This is a genomic window from Methylibium sp. Pch-M (assembly GCF_004136295.1).
Lineage (GTDB): Bacteria > Pseudomonadota > Gammaproteobacteria > Burkholderiales > Burkholderiaceae_C > Methylibium > Methylibium petroleiphilum.
Genome location: NZ_CP029606.1, coordinates 473,927 through 489,799, shown reverse-complemented (window position 1 = coordinate 489,799; position 15,873 = coordinate 473,927). Strand labels below are relative to the sequence as shown.

Below are 15,873 nucleotides of genomic sequence, written 5' to 3'. Positions count from 1 at the left end.
GCGAGACGATGCTGATGATGAACCGACCCACCCCGGGCCCGTGCGCCGCCGCCGCGGCGCTGTGCGCCGTGCTCGGCCTGGCCCTGCTGCCGGCCGCTCACGCCAAGCTCCCCGCCCCCACGCCCGAAGCCAAGGCCAAGGCCGACGAGGCCAAGGCGAAGACCGCCTGGTCCGACAAGGTGGCGGCCTTCCAGCTCTGCAAGTCGATGGATCGCGTGGCCGCTCGTTACGCCCAGGAGGCCAAGGCGGCCGGCAAGGAAACCAAGCCGTCGACCGCCACGCCGGCCTGCACTGATCCCGGCCCCTACCAGGTCGCCGCGACCGCCGCCACGCCGCCGCTCGAGGCCGCCGGCGCGCACTCGCCGGCCAAGACGGCGGCCAGCCCGCCCAGCGGCAAGGCGACCTCGGCCGAGCAGACCGGGACGCCGAAGAAATAGACGCTGCCCGCGCGCGCCCCGGCCCGGGCCGACGGGGCGCGCCCGTTTCGGGCCACACTGCAGGCATGGACGACCCGCACCCGATGCTGCCCCGCATGAGCCGCGCACAGGCGGCGCTGACCCGCAGCGTCGACGTGCTCGACGAGCACGGCCGACGCGAGACGATCCAGATCCCGGCCGAGCGCCCGTTGACGGTGTTCGTCGACAAGCGAGAGCTCGTCACGCTGATGACGCTGGGCGCCGAACCCGAATTGCTGGTGCTCGGCTACCTGCGCAACCAGCGCCTGGTCGACTCGGTGCATGACATCGACTCGGTCACGGTCGACTGGGACGTGGGCGCCGCCGCGGTGAAGACGCGCGCCGGCATCGAGGACTTCGACCGCAAGACCGCCCGGCGCGTGGTCACCACCGGCTGCGGTCAGGGCACGGTGTTCGGCAGCCTGATGGACGAGCTCGACACGCTGGTGCTGCCGGACCCGCAGGCCGCCCGCATCAGCCAGCGCGCGCTGGTGGCGCTGCTCGACGCGGTGCGCCGCCAGGAGAGCACCTACAAGTCGGCCGGCTCGGTGCACGGCTGCGCGCTCTTCACGCTGGCCGGCGACGACGCGCGGCTTGAGCTCTTCGTGGAGGACGTGGGCCGCCACAACGCGATCGACACGCTGGCCGGCTGGATGTGGCTGCGCGGCCTGGGCGGGGCCGACAAGGCCTTCTACACCACCGGGCGCCTGACCAGCGAGATGGTCATCAAGTCGGCGCAGATGGGCGTGCCCATCGTCGTCTCGCGCTCGGGCGTCACGCAGATGGGCCATGAACTGGCCACGCGGCTCGGCCTGGCGCTGTTCGGCCGTGCCACCAACCGGCACTTCCTCTGTTACAGCGGCTTCGAGCGCTTCGACGGCGATCCGTCGCTGGCGCGGCCCCCTGCCGTGCCGCCGGTCGGGGAGAGCGGGAGCCGGGCTGCCTAGAATCCGGGCTTCTTGCAGGAAGAAGCACCGCGATGAGCATCAAGAGCGACAAGTGGATCCGGCGCATGGCCGAGCAGCACGGAATGATCGAGCCCTTCGAGCCCGGCCAGGTGCGCAACGCCCCCGATGGCCACCGCATCGTCAGCTACGGCACCAGCAGCTACGGCTACGACATCCGCTGCGCACCCGAGTTCAAGGTCTTCACCAACATCTACAGCACGGTGGTCGACCCGAAGGCCTTCGACGAGAAGAGCTTCGTCGACATCGACGCCGAGGTCTGCATCATCCCGCCCAACAGCTTCGCGCTGGCGCGCACGGTCGAGTACTTCCGCATCCCGCGCAACGTGCTGACCATCTGCCTGGGCAAGAGCACCTACGCGCGCTGCGGCATCATCGTCAACGTCACCCCGTTCGAGCCCGAATGGGAAGGCTACGTGACGCTGGAGTTCAGCAACACCACGCCGCTGCCCGCCAAGATCTACGCGGGCGAGGGCTGCGCGCAGGTGCTGTTCTTCGAGAGCGACGAGGTCTGCGAGACCAGCTACAAGGACCGCGGCGGCAAGTACCAGGGGCAGCGGGGCGTGACCTTGCCCAAGACCTGACGTTGGTGGCGCCGTTGCGCCGTTGCGCCGTGGCGTTGTGGTGATGTGGCGGACCGGCACGGGCGCCGCGCCAGGCCGCTGTGTTGCGCTCGTGCCCGGCCGCTTGTATCGCGGTCGGGCGTTCAGCAGCCGAGTGTCGCCTTCCGGCGCCACTCGCGCGGCTTCACTCCCCCGCGGTCCGCCCTGCGGGCCGACCGCTCCTCCTTTACCTCGCTCCACACAGCGGCCCGTCACGGTGCTTCGATACCCCGAGGTACTCTGGGTTTGAAGACCTTCGCGCGTTGCGGTGGTTCGTGCGACCAGGGCGTCGGGTGAATGGCGAAGTGAGGTAGAGGAGGAGGGCCGGGCGTGAGCCCGGCACGGGGGACACGAACGCAGCCGTTCACCCGACGCCCTGGTCAGCAGCGCTCCGCCCGCGCAGTAGCGCAGCAGCCTGTAGGAAGTTGCCTGACACGCCACTTCCGCTCCGCGCAGCAAGCGCTCAACTGCGGAGGCTTCGGCGGTGTATTCGCGGCATCGAGGGGCGGCGGCGCCCGTAAGCTGGTGCCATCGAAATGCCATCCCCGATGGCCCCGGAGCCGACCCATGAACCCGCGCGACCTGCCTGCCGACTATCACGACCTGCCGACCATGCCGGCCGAACTGCTCACCGAGTTCGACGACACCGGCTTCGCGTCGATCGATGACATCGCCTGCACCCGCCTGGGCGTGAAGGCCTCGCAGACGCCGCTGGCGGTCGATGTGTGGACGCTGTCGCGCTTCCGGGCGCTGATGGCCGAGGAGGGCTGGCCCGTGCATGCTGCCCGCATGCTGTTCGACCGCGTCTACGCGCACGAGCGCCTGGCCTTCGCCCACAGCAGCGCCAACCAGATCCTGCGCGAACTCGCGCTCGACCTGTTCCGCCGCATGCACGCCGACGACGGCCTGTCGCACTGAGGCCGGCGCCGCCGGCGCGCGGCCAGCCCAGCGGCTGTCCTTCCCCGAGACCGCTCCCGGCCGCGGCGCGAAAGCGCGGTGGCCGGCAGTACCATGGGCCGCATCGTTCGGCTTCCGGGGAGGAGCGCCATGAAGTGGGAAGGCCAGGAACAGAGTGACAACGTCGAGGACCGCCGCGGCATGGGTGGCGGCGGGCGCGGCGGCCTGCCGATCGGTGGCCGCGGCATCGGTGTCGGCACCATCGTCATCGCGCTGGTGGCGGGCTGGATCTTCGGCATCAACCCGCTCACCGTGCTCGGCATCCTGAGCGGCGGCGGGGGCGCACCCACGGCGCAGGTCTCCACCGGCCCGGCGCCGGCCCCACCGGCCGACGACGCGCAGGCGCGCTTCGTCTCCGTGGTGCTGCGCAGCACCGAGGACGTGTGGACCGAGGTCTTCCGCAGTGGCCAGGCGCAATACGTGCGGCCCAAGCTGGTGCTGTTCCGCGGTGCCACGGCCACCGCCTGCGGCACGGGCCAGAGTGCGATGGGCCCGTTCTACTGCCCCGGCGACCAGCAGGTCTACATCGACCTCCAGTTCTTCGACACGCTGCACCAGCGCCTCGGTGCGCCCGGCGATTTCGCGCAGGCCTATGTGATCGCGCACGAGGTCGGCCACCACGTGCAGCAGCTGCTGGGCATCAGCGAGAAGGTGGAAGCGGCGCGGCGTGGCGGCAGCGAGGCCCAGGCCAACGCGATGAGCGTGCGCCTGGAGCTGCAGGCCGACTGCTTCGCCGGCGTGTGGGCCAACCGCTCGCAGCAGGCCCGGCAGTGGCTGGAGCAGGGCGATGTGGACGAGGCGCTGAACGCAGCCTCGCAGATCGGCGACGACACGCTGCAGCGGCGCAGCCAGGGGCAGATCGTGCCCGAGAGCTTCACCCACGGCAGCAGTGCACAGCGCGTGAGCTGGTTCAAGCGCGGCATGCAGACCGGTCGCATCGCCGACTGCAACACCTTCGAGGCCAGCCGGCTCTGAGCGGGGCTCGGGCGGCGCGGTGCGCCGCTCGCCCCCGTCGGGCCTACTTCGAGGCCGGCTCGCCGATCTCGATCTGCAGCCCGGTTGTCCCCACGGCCACGGCGGCCGACAGGCCCTGCAGGTCGCCTGGCTGAGGCATCGCATCGCCGCTGCGCGACAGGCGGGCGCCGACCACCACCTGGGTCGCGCCCGAGAGCCGGGCCGCCGGCGACATCGACAGGCTGTCATCGAGCGTGAACTGCAGCGGCAGGTCCTTCGCCTGGCGGCGCAGGATGGCGAGCGGCATGCGCGGAGCGCCTTCGCCGGCCGCCCGCGCGAACACGAACAGGGTGTCGTCCGGGGCCACGCGGTCCTTCAGCGATGGCGCCAGCCGAACCGTGCCGCTGACCCGGGCCGGCGCGCCGGCGGGCGAAGGCGACGAGGTGGCCGGCACCGCGGCGGGCGCGGCCTCGGCGGACGGCGGCAGCCCGGCGAGCTGGCGGGCCTGCGCCACGCTCGCGCGGATCTGCTGGGCGAACGGGCTGTCGGGCGGCTCCACGCGTGACAGCGCCTCCCAGTGCTTCACCGCCGTCGGGTAGTCCTTGCGGTCGAAGGCGATCAGGCCGGCGAAGGCGAGCGCTTTCGGGTGCGCCGGGTCGAGCGCGAGCGCGCGTTCGACCAGCCGGGTCGGCTCGCCGTGCATCGCGTCGCGGTCCAGTGCGACCAGCGAGGCGCCCAGGTCCACCAGCAACGAGGGGTCGCGAGGATTGAGCGCGACCGCCTTGCGGTAGGCCTCGACGGCTTCCGCGTGCCGGCCCAGCGCCGCGTAGGAGCGCGACAGCATCTGCCAGCCCTCGGCGTCGTCGGGGCGGGACTTCAGCCGCTCGGCAAGCTGATCGACCATCGCGGCGATCTGCGCCCGGGCCGGGTCGCCGCCCGCGCCGCTCGCAGCGGCCGGCGGCGGGGCCGCGGCCGATCGCGACCCGGGGCCGAGGTCCAGCAGGCCGGGGGCGCCGAGCCAGCCGTAGCCGCCGACGACGACGACGAGCGAGAACACCGCGAGCGCGGCGGTCAGCCCGAGCCGGCGGCGCGGGCCGGCGGTAGCCGCGTCGCCGGCGCTGGCCGGTGGGGCGGCGCGCCACAGCGGGCGGGTCAGGGCGGCGATCGCGGCGAGGCACAGGGCGGCCGCCAGCAGCAGGAAGAACAGCATCGGGGTCATGGGGCGCGCGGTCCGGCGCCGTCGGCGTCGTCCTCGTCGGGTTCGAAGTGGTCGTCGCTCAGCCGCGCGCGCCGGCGCAGCACCAGCACCAGGGTGGCCAGGCCGCCCACCAGCAGCACGAAGGGGCCGAACCACAGCAGCCAGGTGCTGGTCCGGACCGGCGGGCGGTAGAGCACGAAGTCGCCGTAGCGGTCGGTCATGTACTGCAGGATCTCGGCCTGGCTGCGGCCCTCGCTCAGCATCGTGCGGACCTGCCGGCGCAGGTCGACGGCGAGGTCGGCGTGCGAGTCGGCGATGGTCTGGTTCTGGCAGACCAGGCAGCGCAGCTCGGCGGCGATGCGCATCACGCGCGCCTCGAGCACCGGGTCGTCGGCCAGCGGCGGCGCGTCTTTGGCCAGCACAGGACATGCCAGCAGGCCCGACAGCAGCGCGCCTGCGACCAGCGAGATCCACCTAGCCATTCAATTCCTTCAGCAACGGTCGGATGCGGGTCTCGATGACGACGGGCGTGAGCGGGCCGATGTGCTTGAAGCGCACCAGGCCCTGCCGGTCGATCACGAAGGTCTCGGGCACGCCGTAGACGCCGAAGTCGATGCCGACGCGGCCGTCCACGTCGAAGGCCGAAGCGTCGTAGGGGTCGCCGAAGCGGCGCAGCCACTCCAGGCCGGCCGGCCGCGTGTCCTTGTAGTTCAGGCCGATCACCGGCACCGACTTGCTGCGGGCGAACTCCATCAGCGTCGGGTGTTCCTCGCGGCAGGCCACACACCACGAGGCCCACACATTGAGGATCCACACCTTGCCCAGCAGGTCGTCGCGGCGCAGCGTCTGGTTCGCGTCGTCCAGCCGCGCGAGCGTGAAGGCCGGTGCGGGCTTGCCGATCAGCGGCGACGGCACCTCGGTCGGCGACAGCCCGAGCCCGCGCCACAGGAAGACGACGAGGACGGCGAACAGGCCGAGCGGAACGATGTAACGCAGGCTCCTCAGCATCACGCCACCGCTCCGGCCGGGCCCGCCTGCTGCCCGTGCTCCTGGCGCTGCCGGGCGCGGTAGCGCCGGTCGCTCGCCGCGAGGGCGCCGCCCAGCGCCATCAGCACGCAGCCGCCCCAGATCCAGTTGACGAAGGGCTTGAAGTAGACGCGCACGATCCAGCTGCCGTCGGCGGTGGGCTCGCCCAGCGACACGTAGAGGTCGCGCGTGATGCCGCGGTCGATGTCGGCCTCGGTCATCGGATTGCGCTGCACGCGGTAGATGCGCTTCTCGGGCTTCAGCAGCGCCACCGCCTTGCCGTCGCGCGTGACTTCGATCTGGCCCTGCAGGCCGTCGTAGTTCGGGCCCTGGATCTCCTTCAGGCCGCGCAGCGCGAACACGAAGCCGCCGGCCTCGGTGGTGTCGCCGATCGCCATCTTCACGTCGCGCTCGAGCTGGTAGGTGGTGACCATGCTCACGCCGAAGGCGAACACCGCCACGCCCAGGTGGGCCAGCATCATGCCGAGCATCGCGCGCGGCAGTTGCCGTGCGCGGGCCAGCAGACTCATCGGCAGGCTGCCGGCCGGGCGCAGCCGCTCCCACAGGTCGACGCCGAGCGTGGCGACGATCCAGTAGCTCATCAGCAGGCCGAGCGTCGCGCCCAGCGCGATGCGGCCGGCCAGCCAGCCCGTGAGCAGCGCAGCGACCACCGCGATGGCGGCGGCCCAGCGCAGCCGGCGGGCCAGGTCGGGCAGCTCGGCCTGCTTCCAGCGCGCCAGCGGCCCCACGCCGAGCAGGAACACCGCCGGCGCCATCAGCGGCACGAACACCGCGTCGAAGTAGGGCGGTCCGACGGAGATCTTGCCCAGGCCCAGGGCGTCGAGCAGCAGCGGGTAGAGCGTGCCGAGCAGCACCGACAGCGTGGCGACGACGAACAGCACGTTGTTGGCGAGCAGCATCGACTCGCGCGACACCACGCCGAAGCGCGCGCCCAGCCCGACCTTGGGCGCGCGCCACGCGTACAGCGTGAGCGAGCCACCGATCACGATCACCAGGAACAGCAGGATGAACAGGCCGCGCTGCGGGTCGGTGGCGAAGGCGTGGACCGAGGACAGCACGCCCGAGCGCACGAGGAAGGTGCCGAGCAGCGAGAGCGAGAAGGCGACGATGGCCAGCAGCACTGTCCAGGACTTGAAGGCGCCGCGCTTCTCGGTGACCGCCAGCGAATGGATCAGCGCGGTGCCGGCCAGCCACGGCAGGAAGGAGGCGTTCTCCACCGGGTCCCAGAACCACCAGCCGCCCCAGCCCAGCACGTAGTAGGCCCAGGTGCTGCCGAGCATGATGCCCAGCGTCAGGAAGGCCCAGGCGGCGGTGGTCCAGGGCCGCGTCCAGCGCGCCCAGGTGGCGTCGAGCGTGCCGCCGAGCAGCGCCGCGACGGCGAAGGCGAAGGCCACCGAGAAGCCCACGTAGCCCATGTAGAGCATCGGAGGGTGGACGATCATGCCGGGGTCCTGCAGCAGCGGGTTCAGGTCGTTGCCGTCCGGCGGCACCGGGAACAGGCGGTCGAAGGGGTTGGAGGTGATCAGCATGAACAGCAGGAAGCCCACGCTGATCAGGCCCATCACTGCGAGGATGCGCGACACCACCGGCATCGGCAGGTGGTGGCTGCGCAGCGCCACCGCGAGCGTCCAGCTGCTGAGCATCAGCACCCACAGCAGCAGCGAACCCTCGTGGCTGCCCCAGGAGGCCGCGACGCGATAGAACAGCGGCAGCGCGCTGTTCGAATTGGTGGCCACGTTCAGCACCGAGAAGTCGTGGCGCACGAAGGACGCCACCAGGCAGCCGAAGGCCAACGCGACCAGCAGGAACTGCGTGTGCGCCGCCGGCCGCGCGAGCGCCATCCAGTCGGCGCGGCCGCGGGCGGCGCCCAGCAGCGGCAGGGTGCCCTGGACCAGGGCGGTGGCCAGCGCCAGCAGCAGCGCGATCTGCCCGAGCTCGGGAATCATGGTCGGGTTTCCTTGACGACGGTCTCGCCGAGCTTCTGGTTGCTGGCGCCGGCGCGCTGCAGTGCCTCGGCGGCTTCGGGCGGCATGTAGTTCTCGTCGTGCTTGGCGAGCACCTCGCGGGCGACGAACACGCCGTCGTCGCCGAGCTGACCCTGTGCGACGACGCCCTTGCCCTCCTTGAACAGGTCGGGAAGGATGCCCTGGTAGCGCACCGGGATGCTCTTGACGGTGTCGGTCACGACGAAGCGCACCACCAGGCCGTCGCGCTGCACGCTGCCGCCGTCGACCAGGCCGCCGAGGCGGAAGGTGCGGCCCACCGGGGCCTCCTTCGCCGCCACCTGGGCCGGCGAATAGAAGAACACCAGGTTGCTCTGGAAGGCATTGAGCACCAGCGCCGCGGCCACGCCCACGGCCGCGACGATGCCGACGATCAGCGCCAGGCGCTTCTGACGCGGCTTCATGGCTGCAGCTCCGTGTCGACCGCCTCGCCGGCGGCGCGCGCCAGCGCGCGGCGTTGGCGGCGTGCGACGTGCCAGGGTTCGGCGGCCATCAGCAGGGCCGTGACGGCATACGAGCCCCACACGTAGAGGCCGTAGCCGCCCATGTCGAAGAACGCCGAGGCGCTGGGCCAATTCATCAGGAGGTCTCCTCGTTTGTTCGGGACCGGGCCGCCAGTTCGCGCACCCAGTCGGCATGCGACTCGCGTTCCAGCACCAGCGCGCGGGCGCGCATGAAGACGACCGCGAAGGTGTAGGCCCAGAAAGCGAACGTCATCAACAGCATTGCCGTCAGCATGGTGGTGGCCATCTTGGGCGCCGCGGTCATGGTGATCGTGGCGCCCTGATGGAGGGTATTCCACCACCGGACCGAGAAATAGATGATGGGGACATTCACCGCGCCCACGATCGCCAGCAGTGCGCCGGCGCGGTCGCCGCGTCGCACGTCGTCGATCGCCGCAACCAGCGCGATGTAGCCTAGATACAGGAACAGCAGGATCAGTTCCGAAGTCAGCCGGGCGTCCCATACCCACCAGGTGCCCCATGCGGGTTTGCCCCAGAGGGCGCCGGTCCACAGCGCGAGGAAGGTGAACAGCGCGCCGGTCGGCGCCAGCGCGTGCGCCAGCATGAAGGCCATGCGGGCATTGAACATCCAGCCGACGGCGGCCCAGAAGGCCATCGCGAGGTAGATCACCATCGACATCCATGCGGCCGGCACATGGATGAAGATGATGCGGTAGGACTCGCCCTGCTGCGCGTCGGTGGGCGCGACGAAGAAGCCCATGTAGAGCCCGGCCGCCGCCAGCGGCGCGGCCACAGTCCACAGCCAGGGGATGAGGCGGCCGGCCAGCGCGTGGAAGCGCGCGGGCGCGGCGAAGGTGAACCAGCGAAAGCGTTCGGTCACGCCGTTTTACTCCAGTGAGATGCGCAGCGCGGCTGCGGTGGCGACCGGCGCCGTCAACGCCGTCAGGATCAGCAGCGCCCCGAGGATGGAGAAGTGTCCTCCAGGCGACAGGCCGGCGTCGACCGCGGCGACGGCGCCGGTGCCGAAGATCAGCGCCGGGATGGTGAGCGGCAGCACCAGCAGCAGCAGCAGCACGCCGGCGCTGCGCAAGCCGAGCGTCAGCGCCGCGCCCACCGCGCCGAGCAGGCTCAGCACCGGCGTGCCGAGCAGCAGCGACACGAGCAGCGCGCCGAGCGCGTCGCGGTGCATGTCGAACAGCAGACCCAGCAGAGGCGCGGCGGCGATCAGCGGCAGGCCGCTCAGCGTCCAGTGGGCCGCCGACTTGGCCGCGGCGATCACCACCGCGCTGCGGCCGGTCAGCAGCATCTGCTCCAGCGAGCCGTCGGCGAAGTCGCTCGCGAACAGCTGCGACACCGACAGCATGGCGGCGAGCAGCGCGCACACCCAGGCCAGGCCGGGCGCCAGCTGGCGCAGCACCTGCGGCTCGGGCCCGACGCCGAGCGGGAACAGGCTGGCGGTGACGACGAAGAAGGCCACCGGCATCAGCGTCTCGACGCGCCGGCGCAGCGCGAGACGCAGGTCGCGCAGGTAGACGGCGAGGAACAGGTCGCGCATCTCAGGCGCACCGGTCCAGGTCGATCTCGCGCGGCCGCAGCCGCGCCGTGTCGAGCGCGAGGTGGCTGGTCAGCAGCACGCTGCCGCCGCGCGCCGCATGCGCCAGCAGCAGATCGTTCAGCCGCTCGATGCCGTCGGCGTCGAGCGCGTCGTAGGGCTCGTCGAGGATCCACAGCGAGGGCTCGTCCTCGACCGCCAGCCGAGCCAGCGCGACGCGCCGCCGCTGCCCTTGCGACAGGGTGCGTACCGCGGCCGTGCGGCGGCCCTGCAGGCCCATGCGGTCGAGCGCGGACTGCACAGTGGCCGCGCCGCAAGGGCGCCCGTGCAGGCGCAGCAGGAACTGCAGCGATTCGGTCGCACTCAGGTCGTCCTTCAGCGCATTGGCGTGGCCGATGAACACGAAGCGCCGGTCCACGGCAGATGCGCTGGCCGCCACGCCGCCACGCAGGATCTCACCGCCCTCGGGTCGGGCCAGTCCGGCGGCGAGGCGCAGCAGGCTGGTCTTGCCGCGGCCGTTGCGACCGCGCAGCCAGACGATCTCGCCGCCGGCGACCTCGAACGCCAACTCCTTGAACAGCAGGCGGTTGCCGCGCCGGCAGGCCAGGCCGGTGGCCGACAGGTGGGGTGCAGCGGCAGGGGACGGCGGGACGTGTGGCGACAACACGGGACGTTTCAGGTTGCAAGGGCGGTGCGCAAGGCGTGCCGACTGTACTGCGGTCGTGGCCGGCCGCTGGGCGTGCGGACGGTCCATGGCGGAGACCGGACGGCGACGCCGGTTGCGCTTGCTCACATCTGAATCGTCTTCATGCAGACAAGCACAAATACGGCAGCAAATCATCTGCGACAGCGTGTAAGCGCTGCGTGCACTGCCAACTATTGACGCGTTTTTCGCTGGTTCAAGCGCGAGTATTCGTCCGCTCCGAACCCGCCGGCTTCCGGCAGCGTCCGGCGCACGAAAGAACGAATGAACAAGAAGGGTCCGTCGCCCGATCGGCGGACGAGCAGCTCAGGGGAGATCGTGATGTCCATGTCCAGCATGTCGAGTGTCGGCCACCGCGCGGCGGGTTCGGCGCGCCTGCCGGCGGGCGCCTGGGTGCAGGGAGGCTGGATGCGGCGCGAGGAGGCCATCATGGGCACCTCGATCAGCGTCGAGCTGTGGAGCGAAGACCCGGCCGCCGGCAACGCCGCGATGGATCTGGTGATCGGCGAGATGCACCGCATCGACCGCGGCATGAGCCCGCACAAGCCGGACTCCGAACTGTCGCGCATCAACCGCGAGGCGGCGGTTCGGCCGGTACCGCTCAGCGAGGAGATGTTCGCGCTGCTGGCGCGCTCGCTGGAGTTCTCGCGCCGCTCCGAAGGTGCCTTCGACATCACCTTCGCCGGCGCCGGCCGGCTGTACGACTACCGCGAGCGCATCCGACCGACCGATGCCGCGCTGGCACAGGCCTGCGCGGCCGTCGGCCACCAGCACCTGGAGCTCGACGCCGCTGCGCGCAGCGTGCGCTTCGCCCGCGACGGCCTGCGCATCGACCTGGGTGGCTTCGCGAAGGGGCATGCGGTGGACAACGCCGCCGCGATCCTCGCGCGCCGCGGCATCCGCCATGCCTTCATCAGCGCCGGCGGCGACAGCCGCGTCATCGGCGACCGCCGCGGCCGGCCGTGGACGATCGGCGTGCGCGATCCGCGGCGGCCGGGCGAGATCGTCGCGCTGCTGCCGCTCGAGGACGCGGCGGTCTCCACCTCCGGCGACTACGAGCGCTACTTCGACGCGCCCGACGGCGCGCGCTGCCACCACATCCTCGATCCGCGGACCGGCAAGTCCCCGGACAGCGTGCGCAGCGTGACCATCATCGCGCCCGACGGGCTGACCAGCGAAGCGCTCTCCAAGTGCCTGTTCGTGATGGGCTTGGAGCTCGGCATGCGCTTCGTCGAATCGCACGCCGGCGTCGACGCCGTGGTGGTCGACGCGGCGGGGGCGCTGCACTACTCCTCCGGGCTGCTCGCTGCCGGCGCGCAGCCGAGGCAGTGACACAAGAACCTCAAGTGACTCTCGCTCGTTGAATTCACCGATCAGGGGACCAGGATGAAGAACCAGCTGGGAAGACAACAGGCACTGCTGCTGGGCTGCAGCGCCGCGCTGCTGGGCCTCGGGCTCACGGCGTGCGGCAGCGGCGGTGGCGGCTCGGACACGGTCACCGTCCAGGGCGACGTGCCGATCGCCTACGTGAAGCGCGCCAACACGATCCGCATGAACCCGACCAACGGCGCGCCGACCGCGCCGGGCGGCGACCTGATGATCCGCGAGAAGTCCTCGCCGAGCGCGCCCGAGCACAACATCACCACCCAGTTCACGCAGGGGCAGGGCGACGCGTCCGACCCCGAGGTCTCGTACGACGGCAAGAAGATCGTGTTCGCGATGCGCTGCCCGACCACGAACACCGCGCAGATCGATGGCGGGCCCGCCTGCACCGGCCGCTGGAACATCTGGGAATACGACATGACCACCGGTGGCTACACCGGCGGCAGCTTCCGGCGCCTGACCAGTTCGACGCAGGACGACGACGTGGACCCGGCCTACCTGCCGGCCGACCGCGGCTTCGTGTTCTCGTCGAACCGCCAGACCAAGTCGAAGACGACGCAGGCGCTCAACCAAACCTACTACGCGCTCGACGAGTACGAGCGCGAGCGCGTCTTCAACCTGCACACGATGACCGCCAACGGCGTGAACATCCAGCAGATCTCGTTCAACCAGAGCCACGACCGCAACCCGGTGGTGCGCCCGAACGGCGACATCCTGTTCTCTCGCTGGGAGCACGTGGGCGACCGCAACCGCTTCGCGATCTTCCGCACCAAGCCCGATGGCACCGACATGTTCGTGCTGTACGGCGCGCACAGCCCCGGCAACAGCTTCCTGCACCCGCGCGACATGGACCCGGCCGGGGCCTACAACGGCTTCCTGACCTCGTCGCTGATGTCGCTGTCGGGCACCGACGAGGGTGGCTCGCTGATGCTGGTCGACGCCGCGAACTACTCCGAATACAACACGCCGACCAACCGCAACGTGCAGGCGCTGGGCGGGCAGGCGCAGATCACCGCGCAGTCGCTCAACGACGGGCGCGGCCTGTCGCGCTACGGCCGCGTCACCTCCCCGTTCCCGCTGTGGGACGGCACCGACCGCGTGCTGGTGGGCTACCGGCCCTGCGAGGTCACGCGCGACGGCGACGTGGTGTCGTGCGCGACGCTCAGCAGCGCCGAGATCGCACGGCTCAACGACGAGGAGCGCACCGAGGCCGAGATCGCCGCCGACCCGCTGCAGGACAACGTGCCGCCGTCGTACGCGATCTACATGTACGACCCGGCCAAGCAGACCTGGCTCAACGTGGCCGCGCCGCCCTCGGGCTTCATGTACACCGACCCGGTCGCGCTGCAGGCGCGCTCCGAGCCGAACGCCGCCGACCCGACCAACGTGGACCCCACGCTCGCGGCGCAGAACCTGGCGCTGATCGAGGTGCGCAGCGTCTACGACACCGACGGCCTCGACCGCATGGGCACCTCGATGCTCGCTGCCGCTGACCTGCCGAGCGGCTGCACCACCGCGATCGAGAAGACCGCGCCGACCGATCCGCTGGACACCCGCAACCTGGTCGCCGACCTGCTGCGCATCAAGGACCCGGCCGACCCGGCCTACAACTGCGCGCCGGCGCGCTTCGTGCGCGCGGTGCGGGCGGTGGCGCCGCAGGCCAACATGATGGGCATGCGCGAGGCGATCGGCGAGACCGACTTCGAACCGCAGCAGATCCTCGGCTACGCGCCGGTGGAGCCCGACGGTTCCTTCAAGCTGCAGGTGCCGGCCGACACGCCGCTGGCGCTGGCGATCGTCGACGCCAAGGGCCGCGGCATCCAGACCCACCTGAACTGGATCCAGGTCCGGCCCGGCGAGCGCCGCACCTGCGACGGCTGCCACAGCCCGCGGCGTGGCGCGGCGCTCAACTCGGGCTCGATCGTCAACACGCTGGCAACGGCGCTGCTGCCGTCGATGTCGGGCGCGCACCAGTCCGGCGAGACCATGGCCTCGCTGCGCACCCGGCTCGATCCCACCGCGCTGAGCCTCGGCGCCGACATGGTCTACACCGACGTGTGGGCCGACACCAGTCGCGGCGGCGTGGCGCGCGCGCCGATCACGGTGCGCTACACCGGCAACACCAATCCGGCCGACGACCTGGCGACCGCGGTGCCGGTCAACGGCATCATCAACTACGCCGAGCACATCCAGCCGCTGTGGACGCGCAACCGCGGCGGCAACACCTGCACGGGCTGCCACAACGACCCGGCCAAGCTCTCGCTGCAGGGCACGACCAGCGGTACGGGCCGGCTGCTGTCCTACGACGAACTGCTGATCGGCGATCCGGTGATCGACGCCGGCACCGGCCTGCCGGTGACGCGCATCGAGGACGGCGTGCCGGTGATCGTGCGCGGCGCCGCGGTGGTGGAGACCATGAGCGGCAATGCCGGCGGCCTGGCACGCATGAGCCGGCTCACCGAGATCCTGTTCGGCGAGGAACTGATGGCCGGCGCCGCGGCGCGCACCGCGCATCCGAACCCGCCCGGGACGGCGCCGAACCACGCGACCCTCCTCAACGCGGCGGAACGTCGCCTGGTGACGGAGTGGATGGACCTGGGCGGCCAGTACTTCAACGACCTGACCAGCAGCCCGAGCGTCGTCAACGTCGCCGCGGCATTGACCCAGGCCTCGTTCGAGGCCCAGGTGCAGCCGGTGCTGCGCGCCAGCTGCTCGGCCGGCTGCCACCAGCCGGGCGGCAATGCCGGCGCGTCGCAGACGACGCCGTCCTATGCGCGCAACCGGTTCATCCTCACCGGCGACCCGGGCGGTGACTACAACGTCACGCTGACGATGATCTCCGACACCTGCAACGCGGCCGCCAACTACCTGCTGAGTCGTCCGTCCACGGTGCCGCACCCGGCCGGGGCCACCGGCCAGAGCGCCGCCGTGCTGCCGGTCGGCAGCGCGGGCTACACGGCGATCGCCAACTGGATCACCAGCGGATGCACGCCATGACCCTGAAGACCCTGCTGCCGCTGACGGCGCTGCTGCTGGTGAGCTGCGGTGGCGGCGGCAATCCGCTCGGCAATCCGTCGGACGTGGACAACAGTGGCGGCGTGACCGGCCAGAAGCTGTCGTTCATCTACTTCCAGAAGTGCATCAACCCGATCTTCCAGGCGCAGCTGCAGATCAACATCAACGGTGTGATCTCGACCAACAGCTGCGCCGGATCGGGTTGCCACGACAACACCAACGGCACCGGTGGTGCCTTCCGCGTGGTGCCGACGGCCGCCGAGGTCGACCTGGCCGATCCGGCCAACACGCCCGAGGTGGTGCGCGACAGCGACATGTACAAGAACTTCTACTCGGCGCAGGGCGAGGTGATTCCCGGTTCGCCCACCACCAGCCGGCTCGTCACGAAGCCCCAGGTGCTGGGCGTGCTGCACGGCGGCGGCCTGATCTTCGAGAACGACCAGGACCCGAACGTCAAGCTGCTGCAGTACTGGATCGGTCACCCCTCGCCGCAGGGCCAGGACGAGTTCAGCGTCGCCGGCAACAGCATGTTCACGCCGGCCGATCCGGATACCGGCGTCTGCAACACCCAATGA

The 15,873-nt window shown here is 71.0% G+C and carries 18 protein-coding genes; 8 read left to right on the top strand and 10 right to left on the bottom strand.

From position 1 onward, the window contains the following. The first annotated feature begins 8 nt into the window (after positions 1-8). The 5 genes from C1M51_RS02300 (at position 9) to C1M51_RS02280 (ending at position 3,954) form a co-directional block, all read left to right on the top strand. On the top strand, positions 9-437 hold the full coding sequence (locus C1M51_RS02300; protein ID WP_129448042.1) for a hypothetical protein: 429 nt from the start codon (positions 9-11) through the stop codon (positions 435-437). A 65-nt stretch (positions 438-502) separates the two neighbouring features. Continuing rightward, positions 503-1,402: a formate dehydrogenase accessory sulfurtransferase FdhD gene (locus C1M51_RS02295; protein ID WP_129448041.1), complete on the top strand. Its 900-nt coding sequence runs from the start codon at positions 503-505 to the stop codon at positions 1,400-1,402. Positions 1,403-1,434: 32 nt separating this feature from the next. Continuing rightward, positions 1,435-2,004 carry a dCTP deaminase gene (gene dcd, locus C1M51_RS02290; protein WP_036234456.1) on the top strand — a complete coding sequence of 190 codons (570 nt, stop codon included), beginning with the start codon at positions 1,435-1,437 and terminating at the stop codon, positions 2,002-2,004. 585 nt (positions 2,005-2,589) lie between these two features. Continuing rightward, a complete protein-coding gene (locus C1M51_RS02285; protein WP_011828805.1) occupies positions 2,590-2,940 on the top strand; it encodes a hypothetical protein in 351 nt (116 codons plus the stop codon). Between the two features lie 129 nt (positions 2,941-3,069). Continuing rightward, positions 3,070-3,954, top strand: coding sequence for a neutral zinc metallopeptidase (locus C1M51_RS02280; protein ID WP_129448040.1), 885 nt, complete (start codon positions 3,070-3,072; stop codon positions 3,952-3,954). 43 nt (positions 3,955-3,997) lie between these two features. On the opposite strand, the gene C1M51_RS02275 is transcribed toward C1M51_RS02280, so the two are convergent. From C1M51_RS02275 to C1M51_RS18960, 10 genes are all read right to left on the bottom strand, one after another. After that, the gene (locus tag C1M51_RS02275) at positions 3,998-5,152 is read right to left on the bottom strand and encodes a tetratricopeptide repeat protein (protein ID WP_129448039.1); all 1,155 of its coding nucleotides are present in this window, start codon (positions 5,150-5,152) and stop codon (positions 3,998-4,000) included. Beyond that, positions 5,149-5,613, bottom strand: coding sequence for a cytochrome c-type biogenesis protein (locus C1M51_RS02270; protein ID WP_129448038.1), 465 nt, complete (start codon positions 5,611-5,613; stop codon positions 5,149-5,151). Before C1M51_RS02270 ends, C1M51_RS02275 begins: the two co-directional genes overlap by 4 nt. After that, positions 5,606-6,139, bottom strand: a complete 534-nt coding sequence (locus C1M51_RS02265) for a DsbE family thiol:disulfide interchange protein (RefSeq protein ID WP_129448037.1) — start codon at positions 6,137-6,139, stop codon at positions 5,606-5,608. The genes C1M51_RS02270 and C1M51_RS02265 overlap by 8 nt, the downstream gene beginning before the upstream one ends. Further along, positions 6,139-8,124, bottom strand: coding sequence for a heme lyase CcmF/NrfE family subunit (locus tag C1M51_RS02260; RefSeq protein ID WP_129448036.1), 1,986 nt, complete (start codon positions 8,122-8,124; stop codon positions 6,139-6,141). The genes C1M51_RS02265 and C1M51_RS02260 overlap by 1 nt, the downstream gene beginning before the upstream one ends. After that, on the bottom strand, positions 8,121-8,585 hold the full coding sequence (gene ccmE, locus C1M51_RS02255) for a cytochrome c maturation protein CcmE (RefSeq protein WP_036232504.1): 465 nt from the start codon (positions 8,583-8,585) through the stop codon (positions 8,121-8,123). The genes C1M51_RS02260 and ccmE overlap by 4 nt, the downstream gene beginning before the upstream one ends. Beyond that, positions 8,582-8,761 carry a heme exporter protein CcmD gene (ccmD, locus tag C1M51_RS02250; protein ID WP_129448035.1) on the bottom strand — a complete coding sequence of 60 codons (180 nt, stop codon included), beginning with the start codon at positions 8,759-8,761 and terminating at the stop codon, positions 8,582-8,584. Before ccmD ends, ccmE begins: the two co-directional genes overlap by 4 nt. Then, positions 8,761-9,525 carry a heme ABC transporter permease CcmC gene (gene ccmC / locus C1M51_RS02245; RefSeq protein ID WP_129448034.1) on the bottom strand — a complete coding sequence of 255 codons (765 nt, stop codon included), beginning with the start codon at positions 9,523-9,525 and terminating at the stop codon, positions 8,761-8,763. The genes ccmD and ccmC overlap by 1 nt, the downstream gene beginning before the upstream one ends. Positions 9,526-9,531: 6 nt before the next feature. After that, positions 9,532-10,200, bottom strand: coding sequence for a heme exporter protein CcmB (gene ccmB / locus C1M51_RS02240; protein WP_129448033.1), 669 nt, complete (start codon positions 10,198-10,200; stop codon positions 9,532-9,534). A 1-nt stretch (position 10,201) separates the two neighbouring features. Next, entirely contained in the window at positions 10,202-10,864 is a 663-nt protein-coding gene (ccmA, locus tag C1M51_RS02235; protein WP_129448032.1) for a cytochrome c biogenesis heme-transporting ATPase CcmA, read from the bottom strand. Between the two features lie 209 nt (positions 10,865-11,073). Then, positions 11,074-11,229, bottom strand: coding sequence for a hypothetical protein (locus tag C1M51_RS18960; protein ID WP_165349629.1), 156 nt, complete (start codon positions 11,227-11,229; stop codon positions 11,074-11,076). Here C1M51_RS18960 and C1M51_RS02230 point away from each other — a divergent pair. Genes C1M51_RS02230 through C1M51_RS02220 form a run of 3 tightly spaced genes read left to right on the top strand, consistent with a single transcriptional unit; the run spans position 11,222 to position 15,873 of the window. Further along, positions 11,222-12,232 carry an FAD:protein FMN transferase gene (locus C1M51_RS02230; RefSeq protein WP_129448031.1) on the top strand — a complete coding sequence of 337 codons (1,011 nt, stop codon included), beginning with the start codon at positions 11,222-11,224 and terminating at the stop codon, positions 12,230-12,232. The genes C1M51_RS18960 and C1M51_RS02230 overlap by 8 nt on opposite strands. Positions 12,233-12,286: 54 nt before the next feature. Then, the gene (locus C1M51_RS02225; protein WP_129448030.1) at positions 12,287-15,280 is read left to right on the top strand and encodes a hypothetical protein; all 2,994 of its coding nucleotides are present in this window, start codon (positions 12,287-12,289) and stop codon (positions 15,278-15,280) included. Next, positions 15,277-15,873 carry a hypothetical protein gene (locus C1M51_RS02220; RefSeq protein WP_129448029.1) on the top strand — a complete coding sequence of 199 codons (597 nt, stop codon included), beginning with the start codon at positions 15,277-15,279 and terminating at the stop codon, positions 15,871-15,873. Before C1M51_RS02225 ends, C1M51_RS02220 begins: the two co-directional genes overlap by 4 nt.

Excerpts from the sequence above, each read along its gene's own strand:
- C1M51_RS02300 (WP_129448042.1), top strand. The coding sequence starts at position 9 with ATGCTGATGATGAACCGACCCACCCCGGGCCCGTGCGCCGCCGCCGCG.
- C1M51_RS02295 (WP_129448041.1), top strand. The coding sequence starts at position 503 with ATGGACGACCCGCACCCGATGCTGCCCCGCATGAGCCGCGCACAGGCG.
- dcd (WP_036234456.1), top strand. The coding sequence starts at position 1,435 with ATGAGCATCAAGAGCGACAAGTGGATCCGGCGCATGGCCGAGCAGCAC.
- C1M51_RS02285 (WP_011828805.1), top strand. The coding sequence starts at position 2,590 with ATGAACCCGCGCGACCTGCCTGCCGACTATCACGACCTGCCGACCATG.
- C1M51_RS02280 (WP_129448040.1), top strand. The coding sequence starts at position 3,070 with ATGAAGTGGGAAGGCCAGGAACAGAGTGACAACGTCGAGGACCGCCGC.
- C1M51_RS02275 (WP_129448039.1), bottom strand. The coding sequence starts at position 5,152 with ATGACCCCGATGCTGTTCTTCCTGCTGCTGGCGGCCGCCCTGTGCCTC.
- C1M51_RS02270 (WP_129448038.1), bottom strand. The coding sequence starts at position 5,613 with ATGGCTAGGTGGATCTCGCTGGTCGCAGGCGCGCTGCTGTCGGGCCTG.
- C1M51_RS02265 (WP_129448037.1), bottom strand. The coding sequence starts at position 6,139 with ATGCTGAGGAGCCTGCGTTACATCGTTCCGCTCGGCCTGTTCGCCGTC.
- C1M51_RS02260 (WP_129448036.1), bottom strand. The coding sequence starts at position 8,124 with ATGATTCCCGAGCTCGGGCAGATCGCGCTGCTGCTGGCGCTGGCCACC.
- ccmE (WP_036232504.1), bottom strand. The coding sequence starts at position 8,585 with ATGAAGCCGCGTCAGAAGCGCCTGGCGCTGATCGTCGGCATCGTCGCG.
- ccmD (WP_129448035.1), bottom strand. The coding sequence starts at position 8,761 with ATGAATTGGCCCAGCGCCTCGGCGTTCTTCGACATGGGCGGCTACGGC.
- ccmB (WP_129448033.1), bottom strand. The coding sequence starts at position 10,200 with ATGCGCGACCTGTTCCTCGCCGTCTACCTGCGCGACCTGCGTCTCGCG.
- C1M51_RS02230 (WP_129448031.1), top strand. The coding sequence starts at position 11,222 with ATGTCCATGTCCAGCATGTCGAGTGTCGGCCACCGCGCGGCGGGTTCG.
- C1M51_RS18960 (WP_165349629.1), bottom strand. The coding sequence starts at position 11,229 with ATGGACATCACGATCTCCCCTGAGCTGCTCGTCCGCCGATCGGGCGAC.
- C1M51_RS02225 (WP_129448030.1), top strand. The coding sequence starts at position 12,287 with ATGAAGAACCAGCTGGGAAGACAACAGGCACTGCTGCTGGGCTGCAGC.
- C1M51_RS02220 (WP_129448029.1), top strand. The coding sequence starts at position 15,277 with ATGACCCTGAAGACCCTGCTGCCGCTGACGGCGCTGCTGCTGGTGAGC.